This is a genomic window from Tolypothrix sp. PCC 7712 (assembly GCF_025860405.1).
In the GTDB taxonomy this organism is placed as follows: domain Bacteria; phylum Cyanobacteriota; class Cyanobacteriia; order Cyanobacteriales; family Nostocaceae; genus Aulosira; species Aulosira diplosiphon.
The window spans coordinates 5,847,566-5,867,110 of the sequence record NZ_CP063785.1 but is presented as its reverse complement, the minus strand read 5'-3'; the positions used below and the strand labels follow the sequence as shown (position 1 = coordinate 5,867,110).

Sequence of the window (19,545 nt, the reverse complement as noted above, 5' to 3'; positions counted from 1 at the left end):
ATCATGCGATCGCCTTTTCATAGTAATTTCTGTTACATTCGATTGACAAATCAAGAAAATGCTAGTAATTAAAATTCTTGAGATGTCAATTGATTAAAGCTTGCCTTGAGTAATTACTTTCCAATAATCAAGAAAATGGATCATTTGTGGGTTTTTAGTACTAAAACTCTTTGTATCTTCCTCAGAACTGAGAATGTAATTTCCTGATTCTAGTTGAGTAATAAACCAATTTAAAAATGATTCTAAATTATCTGCAAAAATAAATTTAACTTCTTCATCTCTACCAAAATTGATAACTTGTCCTCTAATCCCTTGCTCTCCCGGGTCTAAATCTATTCCTAAATGGTTGCCACCCCAATCAAAAGCAAAAGGCACCCACTTCTTATTAGCATATATTTCTTTAACTTTTCCTGGGCTATAAGATTGGCAGAGAATATGCTTATTGATATCATCATCCACAAGTTCCGCCCACACTTGCCAATTTGCAGATACTTCTAGCAAGGACAAGAATTCTAACCCGTAAAATAACCCTGGATAAGTTCCGCTTTTCTGTCCATTATGCCACTTATATAATTCTTTAAATGATGAGGGTAACTCGCTTTGGATTTGTTTTTCTAACGCTTGAATTTCCTCTACAGTTGCTCCCGGATTTAAGGTGTCTAATAATTCAGAAAAATTATTTTTTAACCAATTTTCAATTCGATGTAATATTTCTTTCATAAGGAATTAGAATAAATCTGAAGAAACTATTTTAGCTTCATTTCCAACATCTTCAGTCATCATTGTAGATTTGTAATATTATGTTAGGTTAAACATAGAATAGTTAACAATTAGTTTTTGGACATGATAGTAACAGTGTGAATTCAAAATTATGTCATTCAGTTGTGATTGAAATAGCGATTCAACAACTTACAACCCCGCAAGGGGATTGAAACTGAAAATAATCTCGTAACACTAATTCAAAATATAGGAATCCGATTTGATTTCTCAAAAAATTTCAGTAAGCCGTAACGCATCCTACTGGACTAACACAGCTAAAATGTTGCAATAATTTTTCTTGTGGGGTGGACATCTTGTCCGCCCTGGACGGGTGAGACACCCATCCCACAAGAGTTTTTTATGCACTATTTTAGTCATGTCAGTCCACTACTACCAACCATTCATAGTCAGTAGTGTATTTGTTGGTATTTATACTTAGTTTTAATCAAAGGAACTATAATTTATTTGACTGTTAACTGCTGTCCTAACGAACGAGCGCTAACTTCCAACGGACAGATATTACAGTTAACAGTTAGTCCCTGGCTGAGGAATCCCTGGTAAGATTATCAGTCAGGGATTTTAATGATTTTTCATCCTCATATTAACATTTTGTTGTTATTAGGTTTACAGAGATATTTAACAATACAAGCATGAGAAAAATATTAAAAAATATATTATTAGTGCCAAAATAATTAGCCAAAATGAGGTAATTGCTGTGTAAATTAATTAACCCAGTCAAGCAGTATAAAAACGGCTGTAACTCTAACAGAGCAGAAATATTTGGAGAAGCGATCGCACCTCAGTTGGTGTAAGGTATTCTCATACCAGCAATGTTGTGTTAGGTTTACGTTCTTGCGGCTGGGTCTTCATTCCTCATGGAGCTGCTGTCCGCTTGATGCGATGAATTAAAAATTTATCGTATGATTTTTTTTGAATAAAAATGTGAGAAAGCCCCTATCAATCAGCTAACTACAATCATCTTCAAAACCAGGAAAGCTTTCTCGATCAATTGAGCTTCCTGTTTAGTGTGCTGTCATAAGACCTAGCAGGATTGCCAAAAAAGAACAGATTTATCCAAATACCAAGATGCCTTCTAAACGAATCTTGTTTATCAGTAACGGGCACGGAGAGGATAACCACACTTCTCATGTTATTCAAACCCTGCGGCAATTATCTCCTTCTATTGAGATGGCAGCAATGCCAATTGTGGGGGAAGGAACAGCTTACCGCAGCTTAAACATTCCGATTATTGGGCCAACACAAACGATGCCCTCTGGAGGATTCTTTTACATGAAGCGCCTCTATTTACTCAAAGATTTCCAATCGGGATTAGTTGGGTTAACGTGGCGACAGTTACAAGCGGTTTTGCAGTATGCTCCTAGCTGCGATTTGATTATGGCTACTGGGGATTTCGTCTCCCAAACATTTGCTTATTTAACAAAGCGCCCTTTCGTCTCATTTATTTCTTGTCTTTCTGCCTTGTATGAAGGGCGATTGCAGATCAATCCGTTGCTGTGGCACGATTTGAATTCTGCTCGATGTTTGGCAGTTTTTACCAGAGATGCCCATACAACTTTCGATCTACAACGACAAGGTATAGCTAAAGCTAAATTTGGTGGCATTCCAGCCTTAGATCGCCTCGTTCCGGCTGGCAAAGACTTGCACCTCAAACCAAACATCCCTGCGATCGCTCTTTTACCAGGTTCACGAATGCCAGAAGCCGCCAGAAATTTCTGTTTGCAGTTGCAACTGGTGAAAGAAATTGCCCAGGTGATGCCTGAATCTGGATTGCAGTTTCGCGCTGCGTTGGTTCCTAAATTGATGGGGGAACTAGAAGAGATTGCTAAAAGTCAAGGTTGGCAAATATCCCAAGGCAGACTTACCTATTCTCTGCCAAAAAGTTCTCCTGAGAAATCACCCCTGGTAGAAGTGAGATGTTACTCAGATGCTTTTAGTGATATCTTGTATCACTCTACTCTCGTCATTGGCATGGCAGGTTTGGCAGTGGATTTAGCAGTGGCGATTGGTAAACCGATTATTCAAATTCCCGGAGAAGGCCCTCAATTTACCTATCAATTTGCAGAAGCGCAAACGCGGCTATTGGGCATTTCTGCCCAAACCATTGGCACTGGGCCAGCAACTCCAGAGACACTCAAACAAGCGGCTCAACGAGTAGTAGAGACTTTACAAGATGCAGACTATCTCGCTAAGTGTCAACAAAACGGCCCTGAGCGATTTGGCCCGCCTGGCGCATCTGAAAGAATAGCCCGCTTTTTACTCAATTCTCTAGGAGAAATTGATTCAAGAAGGCAGGAGGCAGTCCCAATGAAACAAGTTTCATGAGCGTTGCATGAAAGTGGAACTGGGATTTTTACTCAGAGGGAAGTCGGAGCGGCGGCTTGCCGCAGGCATCTGAACTTCGGTGACTCAGGACTCAGCACTCAGCACTTTCTAGCTAAAAGGGATCAATTGTCAGGAGATTGTAACCAGCCCCTGACAAAATTGCTGATGCTGGCAAATTTCAATCATCAAGATAAGGATAACAATCAAGAATTAAACTATGAAAGTCCGCTCTAGCTACTGGCAACTGTTACCTTATCTGTGGCCCCAATGGCCGCTGTTAGTTCGGGGATTCGCTTGCATCTTAGGATTTGTGTTGCTTACCCTAGCACTGCCCTATCTAGCAGGTCAGGTGGCTTTTTTTGTTGGTCAGGGTAATGTTAATCAGATTGCCTACTGGCTGGGGCTAGCTACTTTGGTATTTTTGCTGCGAGGGCTTTGCCAGTACGGGCAGAATGTCTTTATGATTGCTGCTGCTCTCAATATGGTTTTAAATCTGCGTCAGCAGGTATATGCACATCTACACAAACTCGGATTAGATTACTTTGAAACTACACAGACAGGTGACCTCACTTATCGGTTAACTGAAGATATTGATCGCGTCGGTGAGATTGTGGACAAGTTATCGCATCAGTTTCTTTCCAATCTGTTGCAGTTAATTGTCATTCCCATTTACATGATTTACTTGAATTGGCAACTCACCCTTGCCGGTTTGATTTTAGCTCCCTTGATGGCTTGGTTGATTGGCGCATTTGGTCAGCGATTACTGGTGCTATCTCGCCAAAGTCAAAATCAGGTTTCTAATTTATCGGCGCTGCTAACGGAAGTATTTAGCGGGATTCGCGTGGTTCAGGCTTTTGCCGCCCAAGGGTATGAGGTCAAGCGATTCAATCAAGAAGCCGAACACCATCGCCAAGCTAAGTATCGCGCTCTACAACTCAAATCGCTGCAGTTTCCGGTTGTTGGTTTTTTAGAAGCAGTTAGTATTATGCTGCTGTTTCTGTTGGGCGGATGGCAGATTTCGCAAAATCAGCTGACACCTCAAGGCTTTATTAGTTTCTTAGCTGCTGTAGCGATACTGATTCAGCCCATCGACTTGTTAATTAGCAATTACAACGAGTACAAACAGACCGAGGCTTCTGTAGAACGCATATTTGAATTGATGGCGCAGCAGCCCAGTTTAAGCGAAAAACCGACTGCTAAGGAACTACCAAGAATTGCTGGCAAGATAGAGTATCGTCATGTTAGTTTCGCCTACAATCCCGGTCAGCCTGTCCTCAAGGATCTCAGTCTGCACGCTGCACCAGGTAATGTCATCGCCTTAGTTGGTGCTTCTGGGGCGGGCAAATCGACTTTAATTAATTTGTTACTTCGCTTTTACGACCCGCAAGCAGGCGAAATTCTCATAGATGATATCGATATCCGTGATGTCACACTCACTAGCTTGCGTCGTCAAATTGGCATTGTGCCCCAAGATATTACTCTTTTTTCTGGAACCATCGCCGAAAATATTGGTTACGGTCAGGAAGAATTAGATTTTGCCGCCATAGAACAAGCAGCCAAGATTGCTAATGCTCACTCGTTTATCAGCCAGTTTGCCCAAGGTTACCATAGCTGGGTAGGCGAACGTGGGGTTAACCTTTCTGGAGGACAACGCCAAAGATTAGCGATCGCCCGAGCAATTGTTAACGATCCGCGAATTCTCATCCTAGATGAAGCTACATCTGCCTTAGATTCGGAATCAGAAGCACTTGTCCAAGAAGCACTGGAGCGAGTTATGCAAAACCGCACCGTGTTTATTATCGCCCATCGCTTAAGCAGTGTGCGGCGGGCTGACTGCATTCTTGTATTAGAACAGGGGCAGGTAGTGGAAGCTGGTACCCACACGTCCCTCCTGTCTCAGGAAGGACGCTATGCTCGTTTTTATGCCCAACAGTTTTACTCTACAGATGAGATAGAAAGTAGAGAATAAGAAAGCTCACAAGGCTAAGTAGCTCAGTGTTAAAAATCATCGCTATGACAAGGCAGGAGGCAGTCCCAATGAAAAAATTTCATCACCATATATGAAAGTATCAATGGGAGGGATTTTTACTCAGTACTCAGCACTCAGCACTCAGCACTTTCAAGGCAGGAGGCAGAAGGCGGGAAGAATAGAAAACCAACAATTGGTATTACTAAATATGATAAGTTTTTCAACGGACATGACATTACTTATCTATGATTTTTCTTAGAAAAACCGCAAATTTCTATTTCTTCCTGGCTAAAAGTATCCTTCAATATCTTACGAAGAACACGCTGAATATGCAGGTGTTTTCCTGGCTTAACTTTTGTCAGTGTCAGCAGCAGTAAATTATTTTCACCAAAGTGTTCTAGTCCAGCTACTCTTGTAGGTTCTAAAACATCCTGTTCATTCACTTTTAACTGCTGTCCTACTTTGTCAACTACTCTATATACATGATCTAAATTAGAGTCATAGGCAACACTAACTTCCACCCTGGCATATATGTATTGCTTAGAGTAATTAATAATTGAGCCAATATCCCCATTGCGAATAATCTGCAATTGACCATCGGGATGGCGGAGGTGAGTGGTTCGCAGTTCGATTGCTTCGACAACTCCCTCAACAGGTCTTTCTTCTATTTTTCCAGCTTCAATATAATCACCTACTAAGTAATAGTTTTCAAACAAAATTAAAAATCCACAAACGATATCATTAATTAGGTTTTGCGCCCCTAGACCAACTGCTATACCCACAATTCCAGCACCTGCTAAAATAGGTGCTGGATCAATTCCCAGGAGCCTAAGTATAGTTACTCCAGCAGTAAAATAGACGAAATATTTAGCAAAACTCCGCATTAAGGGAATTAAAGTTAGCCGTTTCTGCCGATGAGATTCATTAGTATCTTGAGTTTTAAGGTAGAATTCATCCAAAAGAAAGTAAGCAACTTCAATTAAAACATTGCTCAGAAAGCAAACCCCAATAATTTGCACAATTCTAGGAGTATAAGAACTGATCCAAGCTATAGGTTCTATTTCTGGAACAACAAGATTAACTATGCCAACATACAGAACATATTCTAAACATTTTTTGCACAGAGGTATGAGATGACGTAACCGCTCGTATAGACGTAGTAAATTGTTAGAGCCAGAATATTTTAGGCTCAAGGCATCAAGAGTATCAACAATAGTAGCAACAGCTTTAACAATGAGTAGACCAACTGAGATGATAACGTATATTTTTAAAGCGATATAAAGGTATTTAGAAACAATTTCTGGGAGGTAGAGAAATTTAGCACATACAATAGCAGCGGATATCCATATAGTATAACTAACAATTCTCTTGAATACCTTGAAAAAAGCCTCAACACTTTCATCATTAGCTTTAATCTGATCGACTCTTTTAGTATAGTGACAAACCGAGTCTAAACCACGATTTAAGGGCGGAATAGTGAACTTAACTAGCAGGAGTAAACCTACAGATTTTAGACTTGCTGCCAAGAGATTTATCCAAAATTGAGTAGGCAGACTGCGAAGCAGATTCAGTTGAAATTCCTGAATGTTCCCACCTCGATAAATTACCATCCCGTTGATACCAATTAGCGCCAGACATAGCACTGCAGAAATCAGAATTAAAATTCTACTGAGACTCCGGCGCAAGAAGGTGATATTTGCAGTTTTCCCTTGAAGCCAAGAAACCTTGGTAACCTGCTTGAGGATGATGCCAATTAGCCAGTTAAGCAGGAAGAAAATAACTATTACAAATATGACTTCACTCAGGATAATTAATATATTCATCTTTTGAGTATAAATACTATCCGACAGCATGAAATTGGTATAGTGCTGTGTGTGGAAAAATTAGTACAGAATAACTTACCGATAGTTGCAGAGATATTTGCGTTGCTCCTAGAGATGCGATCGCCTATCTTATTTTTTTGCAATCGTTTTTATTTCAGCATAGTATCCGGTTCAATATAGTACAAGCAAAGATAAGAAAGTTAAGCAAATCAATTGAGACATATAAGTCGGTCGGCGCAATTCCAGACAACTGGAGAGGTCTGCCATTTGTCATTGGTAAGGGTTTAAGCCTATTCTTTCTTTGTTTCCCCTAGCAGCCAATTCAGATACTCCTGATTCCCGCCTTTGATGGGTAAAGCCACCACACAAGGCACTTCGTAGCTATGCTCCAATTTGACTTTTTTTGTTAGTTCCTCCAGCAAATCATCCCGGGATTTGAGAATTAAAACTGCTTCCTTGCCCACTTCCAATTGACCTTTCCACCAATAAATGCTTTCCATCCCATCAATCACGTTGGCACAGGCGGCGAGGCGTTCTTCAACTAGGACTTTGCCCACCTGTAAAGCCTCGGCACGGTCTTTACAAGTGACATAAACAAAAATAGGTTCCATGCAGTGTGTTGATTAATGTCCATCCTTTTCATCCAGCCAAAGTAACCATAGCAAAGAGTAAATTTAATTAGCAATGCTCCTAAGTAAAGCAAAAATGTATCTTCCCCCAAAGGGGATTAAAACATATTTATCTGGGGCGATCGCCTATATCCAAATTCAGTTCAGTTAAGAAAATTAATTGATCACAAAACCAAAAAACTAGTTAAAAAAACAGAACAATAATTTTGGAGGGGGTTTGGGGGACGCAACCGTCACCCAATCGGGGGTTTGGGGGAGAATCCCCCAATTGAGTTGGCTTTTTTAATCAGTGACAAATCAATTGCTAATGAGCTTAACCCAAGCGTATTAGCCTAATATCCTTGTCAAATGCTAAGACGCGTTAAAGCAAATTTGAGTAAGAATTAACGCCTAAGGGCGAGGCTGTAACTACTTAGCACTAGGTATGATTATGGGGCGGGACAATTCACTATTGAAAGAATTTCTTAATCCTCAACAGGTTAAGCACCGAGAATAATCAGCTTTCGGGAGAGCAATCGCCGTATCATACCTTTGTGTGGCTTCCTCAAAAAGCAAAAAATCAGTTCTTAAAACATGACAATGGATACCCAGACATTTAATACCACCCCCTTTCCTGACCAGAAGCCCGGCACTTCTGGGCTACGGAAAGCCGTGAGTGTTTTTCAAAAACCTCATTATTTAGAAAACTTCATTCAATCCATCTTTGATATTCTCGAAGGCTTACAGGGACAAACCTTAGTTGTAGGTGGTGATGGCCGTTATTACAATCGCCAAGCTATTCAAATTATCTTGAAAATGGCAGCAGCTAATGGTGTAGCTAGAATTAAGGTCGGTCAGGATGGAATTTTGTCTACCCCAGCAGTATCTGCCATAATTCGCAAATACCAGGCGCTTGGTGGCATTGTCCTGTCTGCCAGCCATAATCCTGGCGGCCCCAAGGGTGATTTTGGTGTAAAATACAACATCAGTAACGGTGGGCCTGCACCGGAAAAAGTGACAGAGGCTATCTATGCCCGCAGCAAAGTTATTGACAAATATTACATCTTAAATGCCCCAGATGTCGATTTAGGAACTTTGGGTGAATCTAAACTGGGAGAAATGGTTGTAGAAGTCATTGACTCCGTGCAAGATTATCAAGAGTTAATGGAGTCCCTGTTTGATTTCGATCGCATTCACCAATTCTTAACTTCTGGGAACTTCCGGCTGTGCATAGATTCACTTCATGCCGTGACTGGCCCCTATGCCCATGCCTTGTTTGAGCAGCGTTTGGGCGCACCTGCAGGCAGCGTGCAAAATAGTATACCTCTGGAAGACTTTGGTGGCGGACATCCTGACCCGAATTTGGTGTATGCCCATGACTTAGTAGAAGTCCTTTATGGAGAAAATGCCCCAGACTTTGGCGCAGCTTCCGATGGCGATGGCGATCGCAACATGATTTTGGGACGCAAGTTTTTTGTTACCCCCAGCGATAGTTTGGCAATTTTAGCTGCCAATGCCAAGCTAGTGCCAGGATATCAGGATGGTTTGGCAGGAGTTGCACGTTCTATGCCTACTAGTCAAGCAGTAGATCTAGTAGCAAAACGGCTGGGGATTGACTGCTACGAAACACCCACTGGTTGGAAGTTCTTTGGTAATTTATTAGATGCAGGTAAAGCTACTCTTTGTGGAGAAGAAAGCTTTGGCACTGGTTCCAACCATATTCGAGAAAAAGATGGGCTGTGGGCAGTGCTGTTTTGGCTGAATATTCTAGCAGTGAAGCAACAATCTGTAGAAGAGATTGTCCGCGAACACTGGCAAGCTTACGGACGTAACTACTATTCTCGCCACGATTACGAAGAAGTTGATGCAGGGAAAGCCAACGCCTTGATTGACAATGTGCGATCGCAAATGCCAAATCTTCCAGGCAAACAGTTTGGTAAATATGAGGTTGAGTATAGCGATGACTTTAGCTACACCGACCCAGTTGATGGCAGCATTAGTGAAAACCAAGGCATCAGAATTGGATTTACTGATGGTTCCCGCATTGTCTTCCGTCTCTCTGGTACTGGTACCCAAGGCGCAACTTTGCGAATTTATCTGGAATCTTACGAACCGGATACTGCTAAACAAAACCTCGATCCGCAAGAAGCACTAGGAAATTTAATTGCGATCGCAGATGAAATTGCTCAGATTCGCACCTTCACAGGTAGAGAACAGCCGACTGTGATCACCTAATGGTTACAAAAGTCAAGAGCAGACGACAGTTCACATTTACATAACTGATGCAACTGGCACAAATATTCATTTTTTTGGCATATTTAAATGCCAGTTGCAACCCTGCCCAACACATTGCTTCTTCTGCTCCCTCTGCTTGATAGTTGCAACTCCCTTAATGAGGCAGAGAAATAATAAATTCTGTTCCTTGCCCTAAAACAGAATGAACTGCAATTTTTCCCCCATGTGTTTCTTCTACAATTTGGCGCGCGATCGCTAGTCCTAATCCTGTGCCTTTACCTACTGCTTTGGTCGTAAATAAATGGTCAAATATCTTTTCTTTGACATCTTCGCTCATGCCTGGGCCATTATCGGCAATTGAGATTTTTAATGTATGATTTGCAATAGCAGTTTTCACGATAATTTTGTGAGGATTGAGCTTGATTTCTTCAAAGCTTTTACCGATACTTGACTCATCTAAAGCATCAATGGCATTAGCGACAATATTCATAAATACCTGATTTAATTGTCCTGGAAAGCACAAGATTGGCAGTAAATTATCGTACTCAGTCACAACTACAATTTCTGGACGTTGTTCATTTGCTTTCAGGCGATGTTTGAGAATTAAGATTGTGCTATCAATACCTTCATTGATGTTAAATGGCACTTTATAATCTTGATCAGCACGGGAGAAAGTTCTTAAACTGGTGCTAATATTTTTTAATCTGTCAGCAGCCATGACCATTGCATTGAGCATTTTTGGTAGGTCTTCTAAGCTATAGTCTAAGTCGATTTCTTCTGCATGATCGAGAATTTCTGCTGCCGGATTTGGTAGAGCTTGCTGATATAATTTCAGGTGTTCAGTGATATCAGCCACAACAGGTTTAGCTTGTTTGAGGCTAGCTGCAATAAAGCCGAGGGGATTGTTCATTTCATGGGCTACCCCAGCAACTAAGTTACCAAGTGCAGACATTTTTTCCTGTTGGATCATTTGCAGTTGGGTTTGTTGCAGTTCTTGCACCGCATTTTCCAATGCTTGAGATTTTTGTTCTAACTGTTGAGCATAAATTTGAGAATCTTCGTAAAGACGCGCATTTTCTAGAGAAATAGCTGCTTGAGTACAAAGAAAATTGAGAATCAAAATGCGATCGCTAGTAAATACATTACTAGTTGAGCGATTCTTTAAATACAAAATCCCAATTACATGTCCTTGATTGAGAATTGGTAAGCACAACAAACTTTTTGGTTGTCTTTGACTTAAATACTCATCAATTACAGGTAAATTGGTTTTGAGTTCCTCAATCATCACCATTTCTTGAGTATTTTTGACGTACTGGATCAACTTGAGTGGTAAGTTGGGGTTACCCTCTAAAGGTTCGGCACAAATTTCTGTGGTTTCGGGTGTAGCAATAGCCCTAACTAACCATTCTCCTTGAGTATTGGGTACGATTAAGGCACAGCGATCGCCCCCAGAATGTTGCAGAATAATCTGTGTTAATTGGTGTAGCAGTTTATCTAGTTGAATCGTGCCAGAAATGGCTTGAGAAGCTTTGAGGATCGCAGCAAAATCAAAGGTACTAATTTCAGCGCTAGAAGAACGACTCAAATCAGTAGAATTATGCACTGAGATTGTAGGGCTAAAGCCGCTCGATAATGTTTCCAGCATTTGCAATGGTTGTATTCTCTGCTGGAGAATAATCCGCAGTAAATCAGGATAATGGTTTTCCAAATCCTCAGTTTTGGCTTTTGCGCCCCAACGAGCGTAACAGTAGTATGCTTCCTGCATATAACTGGCTGCAACTTTCTGTCTACCCCAACTGAGGTAAAATTTAGCTGCTAGTTCATTGCTGAGTGCTTCATCTTGCAAATAACCGTGGGTTTTGGCTTGGGCAATAGCTAAATCATAATGTTCCATCGCCTCAGCAAATTTACCAAGCACTCGATAACGTTCTGCTGCTACAAGTGAAGAGCGATGTTGATGATTGAATGGGGCGTAATTAGCCCAAGTTTGGAGTTTTTCTTGATGGGAATTAATTCGCTCTAAAATAGCGGATTGTTCTTCAGAGCTAGCATCGGTGTAGTTTGCTAAATGAATTAAAGCATCATAAAAAACTCGGATAACTGCGACGAAATAGCCACTTACCGCATTACTATACTGTTCAGCTAAAGCTGCTTGTTGTGAGGCGGCTGCGTATTCTCCGAACCAATAACACAGAACAGCTTGATTGAGATGAATGTAAAATAACCCCGTGCGATTGCTGGCAGATTGCAAGCTGGGTAAAATTTCGGCGGCATTGAAAACTTTACCCTGTAAATAATAGGGAACTTCCGCTTCTCCTAATAAATTGAGAATCGCTTGTTGGTAACACTCTAGATATTTTAATGTTGCTTCTTGTTTTACTTGGCTGATGACTTGTCGATAGTTCTCCATTTCCTCAGCCAAATCGTTTAATTCTCGACCACTCCAATAGCTACACTGACTATATGACACTAAATTTAACGCTACACACATCCAATCTCCGGTTTCTAAACCACTTTGATAACCTTCTAGCAAATATGGAATACTGTGATTTAATGGTTCTTTCCAATGCCGAATAAAGCTGTTGACAATAAAGTAAGCCCTACTTTTGAAAGCGTTAGTTTGGTATTGTTCCAATAACTTTAATGCCAGTTGTCCAAACTCATACCCAGCATCAATATCTCCCATCAAACCACAAAGAGTCACTGCGTAATCTGCATAGGAAAAAATGGCAATGGATGAATTGCCAAACCTAATAGCCATCTCTACTTGCTTAGATGTCAGTAGTGGTAACAGTGTTGGTTTACCAATGTACGCAGAGGACACCAATGTAGTCATGATTTGCATAGCTGCTAGCTGATGCGAATCGCTCATTATAGGCAAATCCAGTAAGCTAATGGGTGCGCGCCCCATCCATAGTTGTTTTGTCTGCTGGGTTGCGGTGCTAATATCTAAGGTAGTTGGCTGATCGGGAAATTCCACACCGAGTAATTTCAATACTTGCAATCCAGTTTCAACTACTGCGGCAAATTTACCTTGCGCCCGAAATGCCATCATTTGGACTTCATAGACTTTGATAGTATTTAGCAAAGAAGTAGCAGATTGCAACACCTCCTCACCCCATGCGGCTAGCTTGTCAAAGTCTGTATTCAAGCAAGCAGCCTCTAAACGCTCATTATGCAGATTTAGGGTTAATTGGTAATGTTCCCTCCAAGCATCAGCAGGCAATAAGTCAATGCCTTGGGTGCAATATTTGACAGCAGCATTATAGGCGATCGCACTTTTGGCTTTGCGCCCCGCCAGCAAATTCAGTTGAGCTAACTCCAGTTTTTTCTCAGGCTGAGTGATTAAATCAATGCCAATATTCAGGTGATTGACAATTTCAAATATATATGCATCTAATTGAGTTATAGGCGTATTCGCGTGCAATAATTGACCAATCGCCAAATGAGTCGCTTGTTTTTGGTCTTGGGGAATTAAACAATAAGCCGCTTGTTGGACGCGATCGTGCAGAAAGCGATAAGCAACATTTTCGATATTGTGAGGCTGAACTTCTTGCTCATCGCTGAGATAAAACTTATAAACTTGACTTTGCGGTAAAATCAATCCTTCCCGCAAAACCTGCCATAAAGCATCTGCTACTGCTTGGGGTGACTGTTGGGAAACAATGGACATTGGTTCTAGAGCCAGTGTACAGTTGAGAGTTAATTTCATATCCTGAAATGATGGGAGTAGAGTTCACGGTTTCCATCTATACATAACCTAATTTGGGTTTTCCAGGACTTACGCCAGCAAAATTTGTCATTGCGACCGGAACGTAGTGTAGGGAAGCAATCCCATAATTTTAGGGGATTACGTCGCTACGCTCGTAATGACGTAATTCCGTTACTTTTGCGTAAGTCCTATTTTCCTTAGTTTCATTAGTATTCCCATCAACCTGATGTTGAATAACGCTATCAAAAGGAATTGATAGTTGAATTTGCTTGGGTAGCTTACTGACTGGAAAGAGCTGAATTCTAAGTTGTAAGTAATAATCCCAGCAGACGTACCACTTCAAAAAGCAGTGCGTAAAGCCCAAAATGTTAAAAAAGTTTAAAGAATGGTAATCCAGCCTGGACTTGGGGTGGAACTGATTAGAGCCATTGCTGTCTCATCTTTTAAACTTCCTCACCAAAACGCCACCAGCACAGATAAAAATTCAGCTGATTATGATTCTTCAAGAACACCGCAAGCATCGAAAGAAGCGTTTGAGTTTACAAAGAGCGATCGCATTTCTAATTGCTGAAGTAATTCTTTGTTGTTAGACACATTATTCCTGTAAAATCAGTATGAGTTTTCAATATATTTAAAATATACGGATGCTGCCTGATGAATAATCTCCCAAATCAATCAGATGATTACTTTAAAAATAATTGGATAAGTTATCAAAAAGTTTTAACTAACAATTATATGGAACACCAAGAAATTGCTGGTGTTTTGCATAAATTACTAACTGATTACTTTCAAAGACCATTTTCTTTACTTGAACTGGGATGCGGTGATGCTAGTTTAACAGTTCAAGCTTTATTAAATACTAATCTTGCCGACTATACGGGAATTGACTTGTCCGCAGCAGCTTTGGCAATTGCCCAATGCAATATGGCACAAATTCAGTGTAGACAAACTTTCATTCAAGACGATATATCTAAAATTCTTGAGGAACTAGGTCAAAGTCAAAAGCAAAGTTTTGATGTCATTATGAGTTCTTTTGTTGTACATCACCTGACTCTTGCACAAAAAGATAGGCTTATAGAGCAAATATCTCATCTGCTGAAAGCTCAAGGTATATTTATTTTGATTGACATAGTGCGTAAAGAAGAGGAAACCCAAGAACAGTATTGTCAGCGCTACTCAAAAAATATGCGTCGAAACTGGACAGCATTGTCGCCTCAAGATATATCGATAATTGAAAATCATGTGTATAAATATGATTTTCCTGAAACTCAAACTACTTTGGGTAAACTTACACAAAAGCACAATTTTATCCGCGTTGAATGTTTATATAAAGATACTTCTGATACTGCACAATTTTTGTGCATATACAACTGATTTTTCTAGCGTTTTCAGAAGCAGCAAACCTAGCCATCTATCAAAATTATTGGCTCAAAAATGACACCATATACCCCAATATTAAAAAACCTATTTCAACAGCTAAATAATATACTTCAGCCACTAACTCAAGCCCAGGGGGATAGCTAACGGTGAATTATTGGTTAATGAAATCAGAACCAGAAGTTTATAGTATTACTGACCTACAACAGCAAGGCGAAACTATCTGGGATGGTGTTCGCAATTATCAAGCTCGTAACTTTCTGCGCCAAATGCAACCAGGAGATTTAGCTTTTTTCTATCATTCCAATACCAATCCTCCTGGTATTGCTGGCTTAATGCGTGTAGTAAAAACGGGTATTGCCGATCCCACGCAGTTTGACCCAAATAGTACTTACTACGACCCCAAATCAAGCCTCGAATCTCCTCGTTGGCAAACAGTTGTAGTAGAATTTGTAGAAACTTTTTCTGATCTGATTTCGTTGTCAACGCTGAAAGAGGAATTTAGCGCTGAAGAACTAATGGTGGTGAGAACAGGAAATCGATTATCAGTGATGCCTGTCTCATTAACAGTGGCTAATAAGATTCTGACGATGCGGTTTTCATTGCCAACAAATAACGATGAACTATTGGGTCAACGAAAGTTATAGATTAATCTATATTTCTTGAGGATGATTTCAGACTTTTTTCAGATGTTTCTGCTTTCTTTATCTCCTAAAATTCAGGAACTAAGAAGTCATTTTGAAGTTAAATTTTTATGAACAAAACTCGCTTATCAAGCCGAGTACTATTTTTGGGGCGCTTCTAGCAATTAGGGAATTAAAAAATTAAAAGGGTTAAAAAAAGATTATTGCGTTCTGGCGACTATATAATCTGCGATCGCCATTAGTGGTTGTGCTTTATCTCCAAAACCAGCAAGTTCAGCCTTGGCTAGATGCACTAATTCTTGGCTTTTGCGTTTTGATTCCTCAATGCCCCATAAACTGGGATAAGTTACTTTCTGTGCTTTTTGGTCTTTAGCCGGAGTTTTACCTAGTTATTCCTGAGTTACGGTGATATCAAGCACATTATCGACGATTTGAAAAGCTAGACCAATATGATGAGCATAAACAGAAAGTCGTTGCAAAACAGCATCACTCGCTCCTGTTAACAGCGCCCCTGAGAGAACCGAGGTTTCTAACAACGCTCCAGTTTTATGAGTATGAATATAGTCGAGGGTTGTGATGTCAATATTCTCTAATATCATGTCCGCTAAATTATGGGTAATTTAGCGGACATGATATCAATTCAAATAATTTTTGCGACACATCAATATATTCTAGAGAGCACGGCAGTGGCTTCTAATTGAAAAAAGTAATGAGTAATAAGTCAATTTCCTACTCATTACTCATTACTCATTAAGCTGATACGCGCCTAGATTAAATATTCTGGCGTTAGGGCTGTCAAGGGTCAAGAGTCAAAAGTCCAAGCTAGCCTTTGACCCTGGACTCTTGACTTTTTGACCTCTTGAGCGCGAAATATACAATTTAAATGCGTAACAGCTTACTCATTACTCATTACTCATTACTCATTACTCATGATGTACCTTGCTTACTTCAAAAGCGCTGTAGATGTTGGATTGCTCTGTGCTTAATCCAACCTACATCTGCTATATGTGCTGCTTGTGAGAAATACAGGTTATAGATTTGCGATGGAAAAGGTCAAATTTGCTCATCGAATCGGCTGCGAAAGCCTCCGTATTTTATCCAATATTGTTTCAAATTGTGGCAGGGTGTATGTAAACTAGCTCTGGCCTGATAAAGAATAACTTGACGATGAGCGCCCATCCAAATTTTGTCAATTGGCTCAACCGAAATCACAGTACCTCCTAATGCTCCTACACATTGGGAAAAGCGTTCAATAGCACTATAATCTACAGTTTCAAAAACAAAGAAATTACCCGAACAAATTAAATGCCGACTGCGAATCCAGCACTGCATTTTCTTCTGTGCTTCTGGAGGTAGCATATTTGCTTTTAGAGGCAGATTCGGCAGGGAAAGATCATAGGATATTTGGGATTTCATCTGCAAAACTCTCCCGCTTTTCAAACCGTAATGGCCCAAAGGTAGATCCCCAAACTTGTTGGTGTGTATTCACATCCATACCTTTATCTAGGCTTACCCAAGTGGTTTCTGTAATTTCAACGTAACTATCTAGATAAGTCTGGCAGCCATTTTTCTCAATTAAGCATAGGTTTCCAGGTTCAACACCGCCGATAAATTTATCTCCCTCGCGTTTAAAAATCATTGAGCAATGATATCGGCGTTCAATACAATTTGGGGTAATAGTTTTGAGAATATTTAAGTCTCGCGCTGCACCTGCATAATACAGTGCTTGTTTTAGGCTGTAATTTTCGATATAAATTTCATCGCCTTTATCGATAAGACGATGGACTCCCTGGCGATAAGGTCGCCACAAATCATAATCATATACTTGTTCTGAATAAAGCCCAATTCCTGAGAAGAATTCAAACGGTAATGGGCGAAAGAAAACATGAATATGGGCGTAATCTTTAGAATTTTCAAATGCCTGTTGATAGTTGCTGAAATCACCTGCCATCCAACGAGCCAGGGTGATTAAATTAGGCGATACAGTGTCAGGAATTTTTGGTAGTGAAGAGGTCATAACTAGATGAGGATAAATAAACAATCCCAAAATCTTCTTGTCAAGTTGCTCCTCTTGGTCGAAGCCCAAGACTATACTTTCGGCAAAATTCAAAATGATGACCTGAATACCAATTCTCTAAAATTGAACAACAGATCCAAACTCACCAATGCTTTTGCTATGGCTTCCTAATTTTGAATTGGCATAACCTAGGCACCAGTGTTTATGAAAAAATGGCATGGCAAAGCTAACGCGATCGCGTTTATATATAGACTGCACGCTCTGAGTTTGTATCTATATGACTTGAAATATTGTCAGATATAGTTTAATTCTGAATATCCTGGCGAATTTCTGAAGAAAATGAGGCAGTAACAACTCCTGAACCGGCACTAGTTTTAATTAAGGAAACCCGACAACGAACATTGGGGTTAACAAACCAGATTTTTTCTTCAGCAGCGGCGCGCTCGTAAGCGGTGACTAACACAAATGTGCCGTCTTCCGTAAAGTAATAATCGCCAGCTGCGGCGATTGTTTCTGCATAGCCTTGATCGCGCAGGAGTTTACCGCGATGGGGACTATCTGGATCGGGGATGGGAACGAGGACACAGGTGCCTTTGATTTCACTATCATCCCAATCTGATTGGCCTTCCCAAGTCATGCGAAATGGGGAAACCACAGTTTGAGGGTCGATATTATAGCTTTTACATAAGTCAATCACTGCTGGATCGTCATCTGGAAGAGCAATGATATCTATCTCAGACTGTACAGCTTCAAAGTGACCAAATGCTAAATGATGGGCACTACGTTGCGATCGCCAATGCCCTATAGAATTTGCCACAAACTTTGTAATATTCATCAACACTTTGGTTTCCATTTTTAGCTATTTGCTTTGGGATAGGAGAAGGTTCCAATTGACCCCTAAAGACTTATACAGTTCAGTTAAGGACATTTAGTGGGGTAGGCAGTGGACGCAGGGGGAGAAACAGAAGCTTATCTGAACCGTATTGCCATAGCTGGTGAGGAACTTCTCCATTGGTAGCGTTAAGCTATTTCCGCAATACTAATAATCTTGCCTCCTGTTTTCTGGATACTTTGAATTTTCTGGGCTAGCTGGTTGTATCCCACTTCAAAGGTGGCTACGCTCTTAGTCACCCTAGCACCAAAATTGGCTTTGGAGACAGAGATCCGGAACCTCTTACCTGTATTGCTAACAGCACCGGAACCAGCAGCAGGGGCAACAATTTTGGTGGCGAGATTAGAGCCAATATCGCTAATCAATTTTGCCGATTTACCTAGATCGTTAGCAGCAAATCCCCGCATTAACGCGAAGGTACGGTTAAAACCGACATTTTTAATCCCGGCTTGGGTACGATTACCACGAGCAGAGGGCACAATATTGTCGCCAAAACTCCTGATATATTCATCACTATCAATGTAGGAGTTGATTTCTGCTGCGTAACCTTGGGTGTTGTAAATTTGCACGTGTTCTGCAATTTCCGCCTGATCTTGGGGGGCGCGACCGAGCAAATGTTTGAAGTTCAATTCGATAAAACGATAGGGAGAAGAAGTTTCAAAAAACAATGAACGGTATAGGTCTGATTGAGCCACAGCTCTAACGAAACCAGCAACAGTAATATCACCGTTCCGCAATTGCGACTCAGCATTGGTCAGCCGTTGATTTTCAAATATATGAGCATTGCCCAAAACTTGGCGATATACGGCTCTGATCGTTGCTTGTAGATCCTCTTCAGTGGCGTTGGGGCGTAATTCAACGGACTCGGTTTCTATCCAAAGTGCCATATCTATGCCTCCTAAATTTAGGATTTTTGTGGGTGTTTTTGAAAAATTACAAATTAAAAAAGTGAATGATCTGGGGCGGGCAATGTCTCAACCTAAATTACTAATTCGTAATTCGTAATTCGTAATTCGTAATTAAGCTGAGGGTTTGAGTCTCCGACTTCTATAAAATCATGCCGTTACAGGTGGGAGCTAAATCCCTATCCGTAACGTAATTACGAATTAGTAACTACGAATTACGAGTTGTTAATACTAATCGGTTCAACATTTAGAACAGACAAG

14 protein-coding genes and 1 pseudogene are annotated in these 19,545 nt (G+C 40.6%); 6 read left to right on the top strand and 9 right to left on the bottom strand.

The genetic code is table 11. The features are described 5' to 3' along the window. Nucleotides 1-93 precede the first annotated feature (93 nt). A complete protein-coding gene (locus tag HGR01_RS24070) occupies nucleotides 94-720 on the bottom strand; it encodes an SMI1/KNR4 family protein (protein ID WP_045871140.1) in 627 nt (208 codons plus the stop codon). Nucleotides 721-1,845: 1,125 nt separating this feature from the next. Here HGR01_RS24070 and HGR01_RS24065 point away from each other — a divergent pair. Beyond that, nucleotides 1,846-3,102, top strand: coding sequence for a lipid-A-disaccharide synthase-related protein (locus HGR01_RS24065; RefSeq protein ID WP_045871139.1), 1,257 nt, complete (start codon nucleotides 1,846-1,848; stop codon nucleotides 3,100-3,102). Between the two features lie 217 nt (nucleotides 3,103-3,319). Next, a complete protein-coding gene (locus HGR01_RS24060) occupies nucleotides 3,320-5,071 on the top strand; it encodes an ABC transporter ATP-binding protein (RefSeq protein WP_045871137.1) in 1,752 nt (583 codons plus the stop codon). 239 nt (nucleotides 5,072-5,310) lie between these two features. Here the strand turns inward: HGR01_RS24060 and HGR01_RS24055 are convergent, their stop codons facing one another. Beyond that, entirely contained in the window at nucleotides 5,311-6,894 is a 1,584-nt protein-coding gene (locus HGR01_RS24055; protein WP_045871136.1) for a mechanosensitive ion channel family protein, read from the bottom strand. Between the two features lie 290 nt (nucleotides 6,895-7,184). Beyond that, nucleotides 7,185-7,505, bottom strand: a complete 321-nt coding sequence (gene cutA / locus HGR01_RS24050) for a divalent-cation tolerance protein CutA (RefSeq protein ID WP_045871135.1) — start codon at nucleotides 7,503-7,505, stop codon at nucleotides 7,185-7,187. Nucleotides 7,506-8,102: 597 nt separating this feature from the next. Here cutA and HGR01_RS24045 point away from each other — a divergent pair. Then, nucleotides 8,103-9,737: an alpha-D-glucose phosphate-specific phosphoglucomutase gene (locus HGR01_RS24045; protein WP_045871134.1), complete on the top strand. Its 1,635-nt coding sequence runs from the start codon at nucleotides 8,103-8,105 to the stop codon at nucleotides 9,735-9,737. A gap of 154 nt (nucleotides 9,738-9,891) precedes the next feature. Here HGR01_RS24045 and HGR01_RS24040 read toward each other — a convergent pair whose 3' ends face one another. Next, entirely contained in the window at nucleotides 9,892-13,449 is a 3,558-nt protein-coding gene (locus HGR01_RS24040; protein ID WP_052335227.1) for an ATP-binding protein, read from the bottom strand. A 385-nt stretch (nucleotides 13,450-13,834) separates the two neighbouring features. Between HGR01_RS24040 and HGR01_RS24035 the strand changes: the two genes are divergently transcribed. The 3 genes from HGR01_RS24035 to HGR01_RS24025 all read left to right on the top strand — a co-directional run bounded on the left by HGR01_RS24035 (nucleotide 13,835) and on the right by HGR01_RS24025 (nucleotide 15,473). Then, nucleotides 13,835-14,020, top strand: coding sequence for a hypothetical protein (locus HGR01_RS24035; RefSeq protein ID WP_045871133.1), 186 nt, complete (start codon nucleotides 13,835-13,837; stop codon nucleotides 14,018-14,020). 83 nt (nucleotides 14,021-14,103) lie between these two features. Continuing rightward, nucleotides 14,104-14,823, top strand: coding sequence for a class I SAM-dependent methyltransferase (locus HGR01_RS24030; RefSeq protein ID WP_045871132.1), 720 nt, complete (start codon nucleotides 14,104-14,106; stop codon nucleotides 14,821-14,823). Between the two features lie 152 nt (nucleotides 14,824-14,975). Next, the gene (locus tag HGR01_RS24025; RefSeq protein ID WP_045871131.1) at nucleotides 14,976-15,473 is read left to right on the top strand and encodes an EVE domain-containing protein; all 498 of its coding nucleotides are present in this window, start codon (nucleotides 14,976-14,978) and stop codon (nucleotides 15,471-15,473) included. A gap of 197 nt (nucleotides 15,474-15,670) precedes the next feature. Here HGR01_RS24025 and HGR01_RS24020 read toward each other — a convergent pair. The 5 genes and pseudogenes from HGR01_RS24020 to HGR01_RS24000 all read right to left on the bottom strand — a co-directional run. Next, nucleotides 15,671-16,057: pseudogene (locus tag HGR01_RS24020) on the bottom strand (polyprenyl synthetase family protein); the annotation flags it as partial. A gap of 466 nt (nucleotides 16,058-16,523) precedes the next feature. Beyond that, entirely contained in the window at nucleotides 16,524-16,886 is a 363-nt protein-coding gene (locus HGR01_RS24015; protein WP_045871130.1) for a hypothetical protein, read from the bottom strand. Next, nucleotides 16,864-17,487 carry a chromophore lyase CpcT/CpeT gene (locus HGR01_RS24010; protein ID WP_045871129.1) on the bottom strand — a complete coding sequence of 208 codons (624 nt, stop codon included), beginning with the start codon at nucleotides 17,485-17,487 and terminating at the stop codon, nucleotides 16,864-16,866. The genes HGR01_RS24015 and HGR01_RS24010 overlap by 23 nt, the downstream gene beginning before the upstream one ends. Before the next feature lie 304 nt (nucleotides 17,488-17,791). After that, a complete protein-coding gene (locus HGR01_RS24005) occupies nucleotides 17,792-18,340 on the bottom strand; it encodes a phycobiliprotein lyase (RefSeq protein ID WP_228045461.1) in 549 nt (182 codons plus the stop codon). 167 nt (nucleotides 18,341-18,507) lie between these two features. Beyond that, nucleotides 18,508-19,266, bottom strand: a complete 759-nt coding sequence (locus HGR01_RS24000; protein ID WP_045871128.1) for a phycobilisome rod-core linker polypeptide — start codon at nucleotides 19,264-19,266, stop codon at nucleotides 18,508-18,510. Nucleotides 19,267-19,545: the final 279 nt, after the last annotated feature.

Bases quoted from the DNA above. Each gene is read 5' to 3' on its own strand.
- HGR01_RS24070 (WP_045871140.1), bottom strand. From the start codon at position 720: ATGAAAGAAATATTACATCGAATTGAAAATTGGTTAAAAAATAATTTT.
- HGR01_RS24065 (WP_045871139.1), top strand. From the start codon at position 1,846: ATGCCTTCTAAACGAATCTTGTTTATCAGTAACGGGCACGGAGAGGAT.
- HGR01_RS24010 (WP_045871129.1), bottom strand. From the start codon at position 17,487: ATGACCTCTTCACTACCAAAAATTCCTGACACTGTATCGCCTAATTTA.
- HGR01_RS24040 (WP_052335227.1), bottom strand. From the start codon at position 13,449: ATGAAATTAACTCTCAACTGTACACTGGCTCTAGAACCAATGTCCATT.
- HGR01_RS24015 (WP_045871130.1), bottom strand. From the start codon at position 16,886: ATGAAATCCCAAATATCCTATGATCTTTCCCTGCCGAATCTGCCTCTA.
- HGR01_RS24055 (WP_045871136.1), bottom strand. From the start codon at position 6,894: ATGAATATATTAATTATCCTGAGTGAAGTCATATTTGTAATAGTTATT.
- HGR01_RS24005 (WP_228045461.1), bottom strand. From the start codon at position 18,340: ATGGAAACCAAAGTGTTGATGAATATTACAAAGTTTGTGGCAAATTCT.
- cutA (WP_045871135.1), bottom strand. From the start codon at position 7,505: ATGGAACCTATTTTTGTTTATGTCACTTGTAAAGACCGTGCCGAGGCT.
- HGR01_RS24045 (WP_045871134.1), top strand. From the start codon at position 8,103: ATGGATACCCAGACATTTAATACCACCCCCTTTCCTGACCAGAAGCCC.
- HGR01_RS24030 (WP_045871132.1), top strand. From the start codon at position 14,104: ATGAATAATCTCCCAAATCAATCAGATGATTACTTTAAAAATAATTGG.
- HGR01_RS24060 (WP_045871137.1), top strand. From the start codon at position 3,320: ATGAAAGTCCGCTCTAGCTACTGGCAACTGTTACCTTATCTGTGGCCC.
- HGR01_RS24000 (WP_045871128.1), bottom strand. From the start codon at position 19,266: ATGGCACTTTGGATAGAAACCGAGTCCGTTGAATTACGCCCCAACGCC.
- HGR01_RS24035 (WP_045871133.1), top strand. From the start codon at position 13,835: ATGGTAATCCAGCCTGGACTTGGGGTGGAACTGATTAGAGCCATTGCT.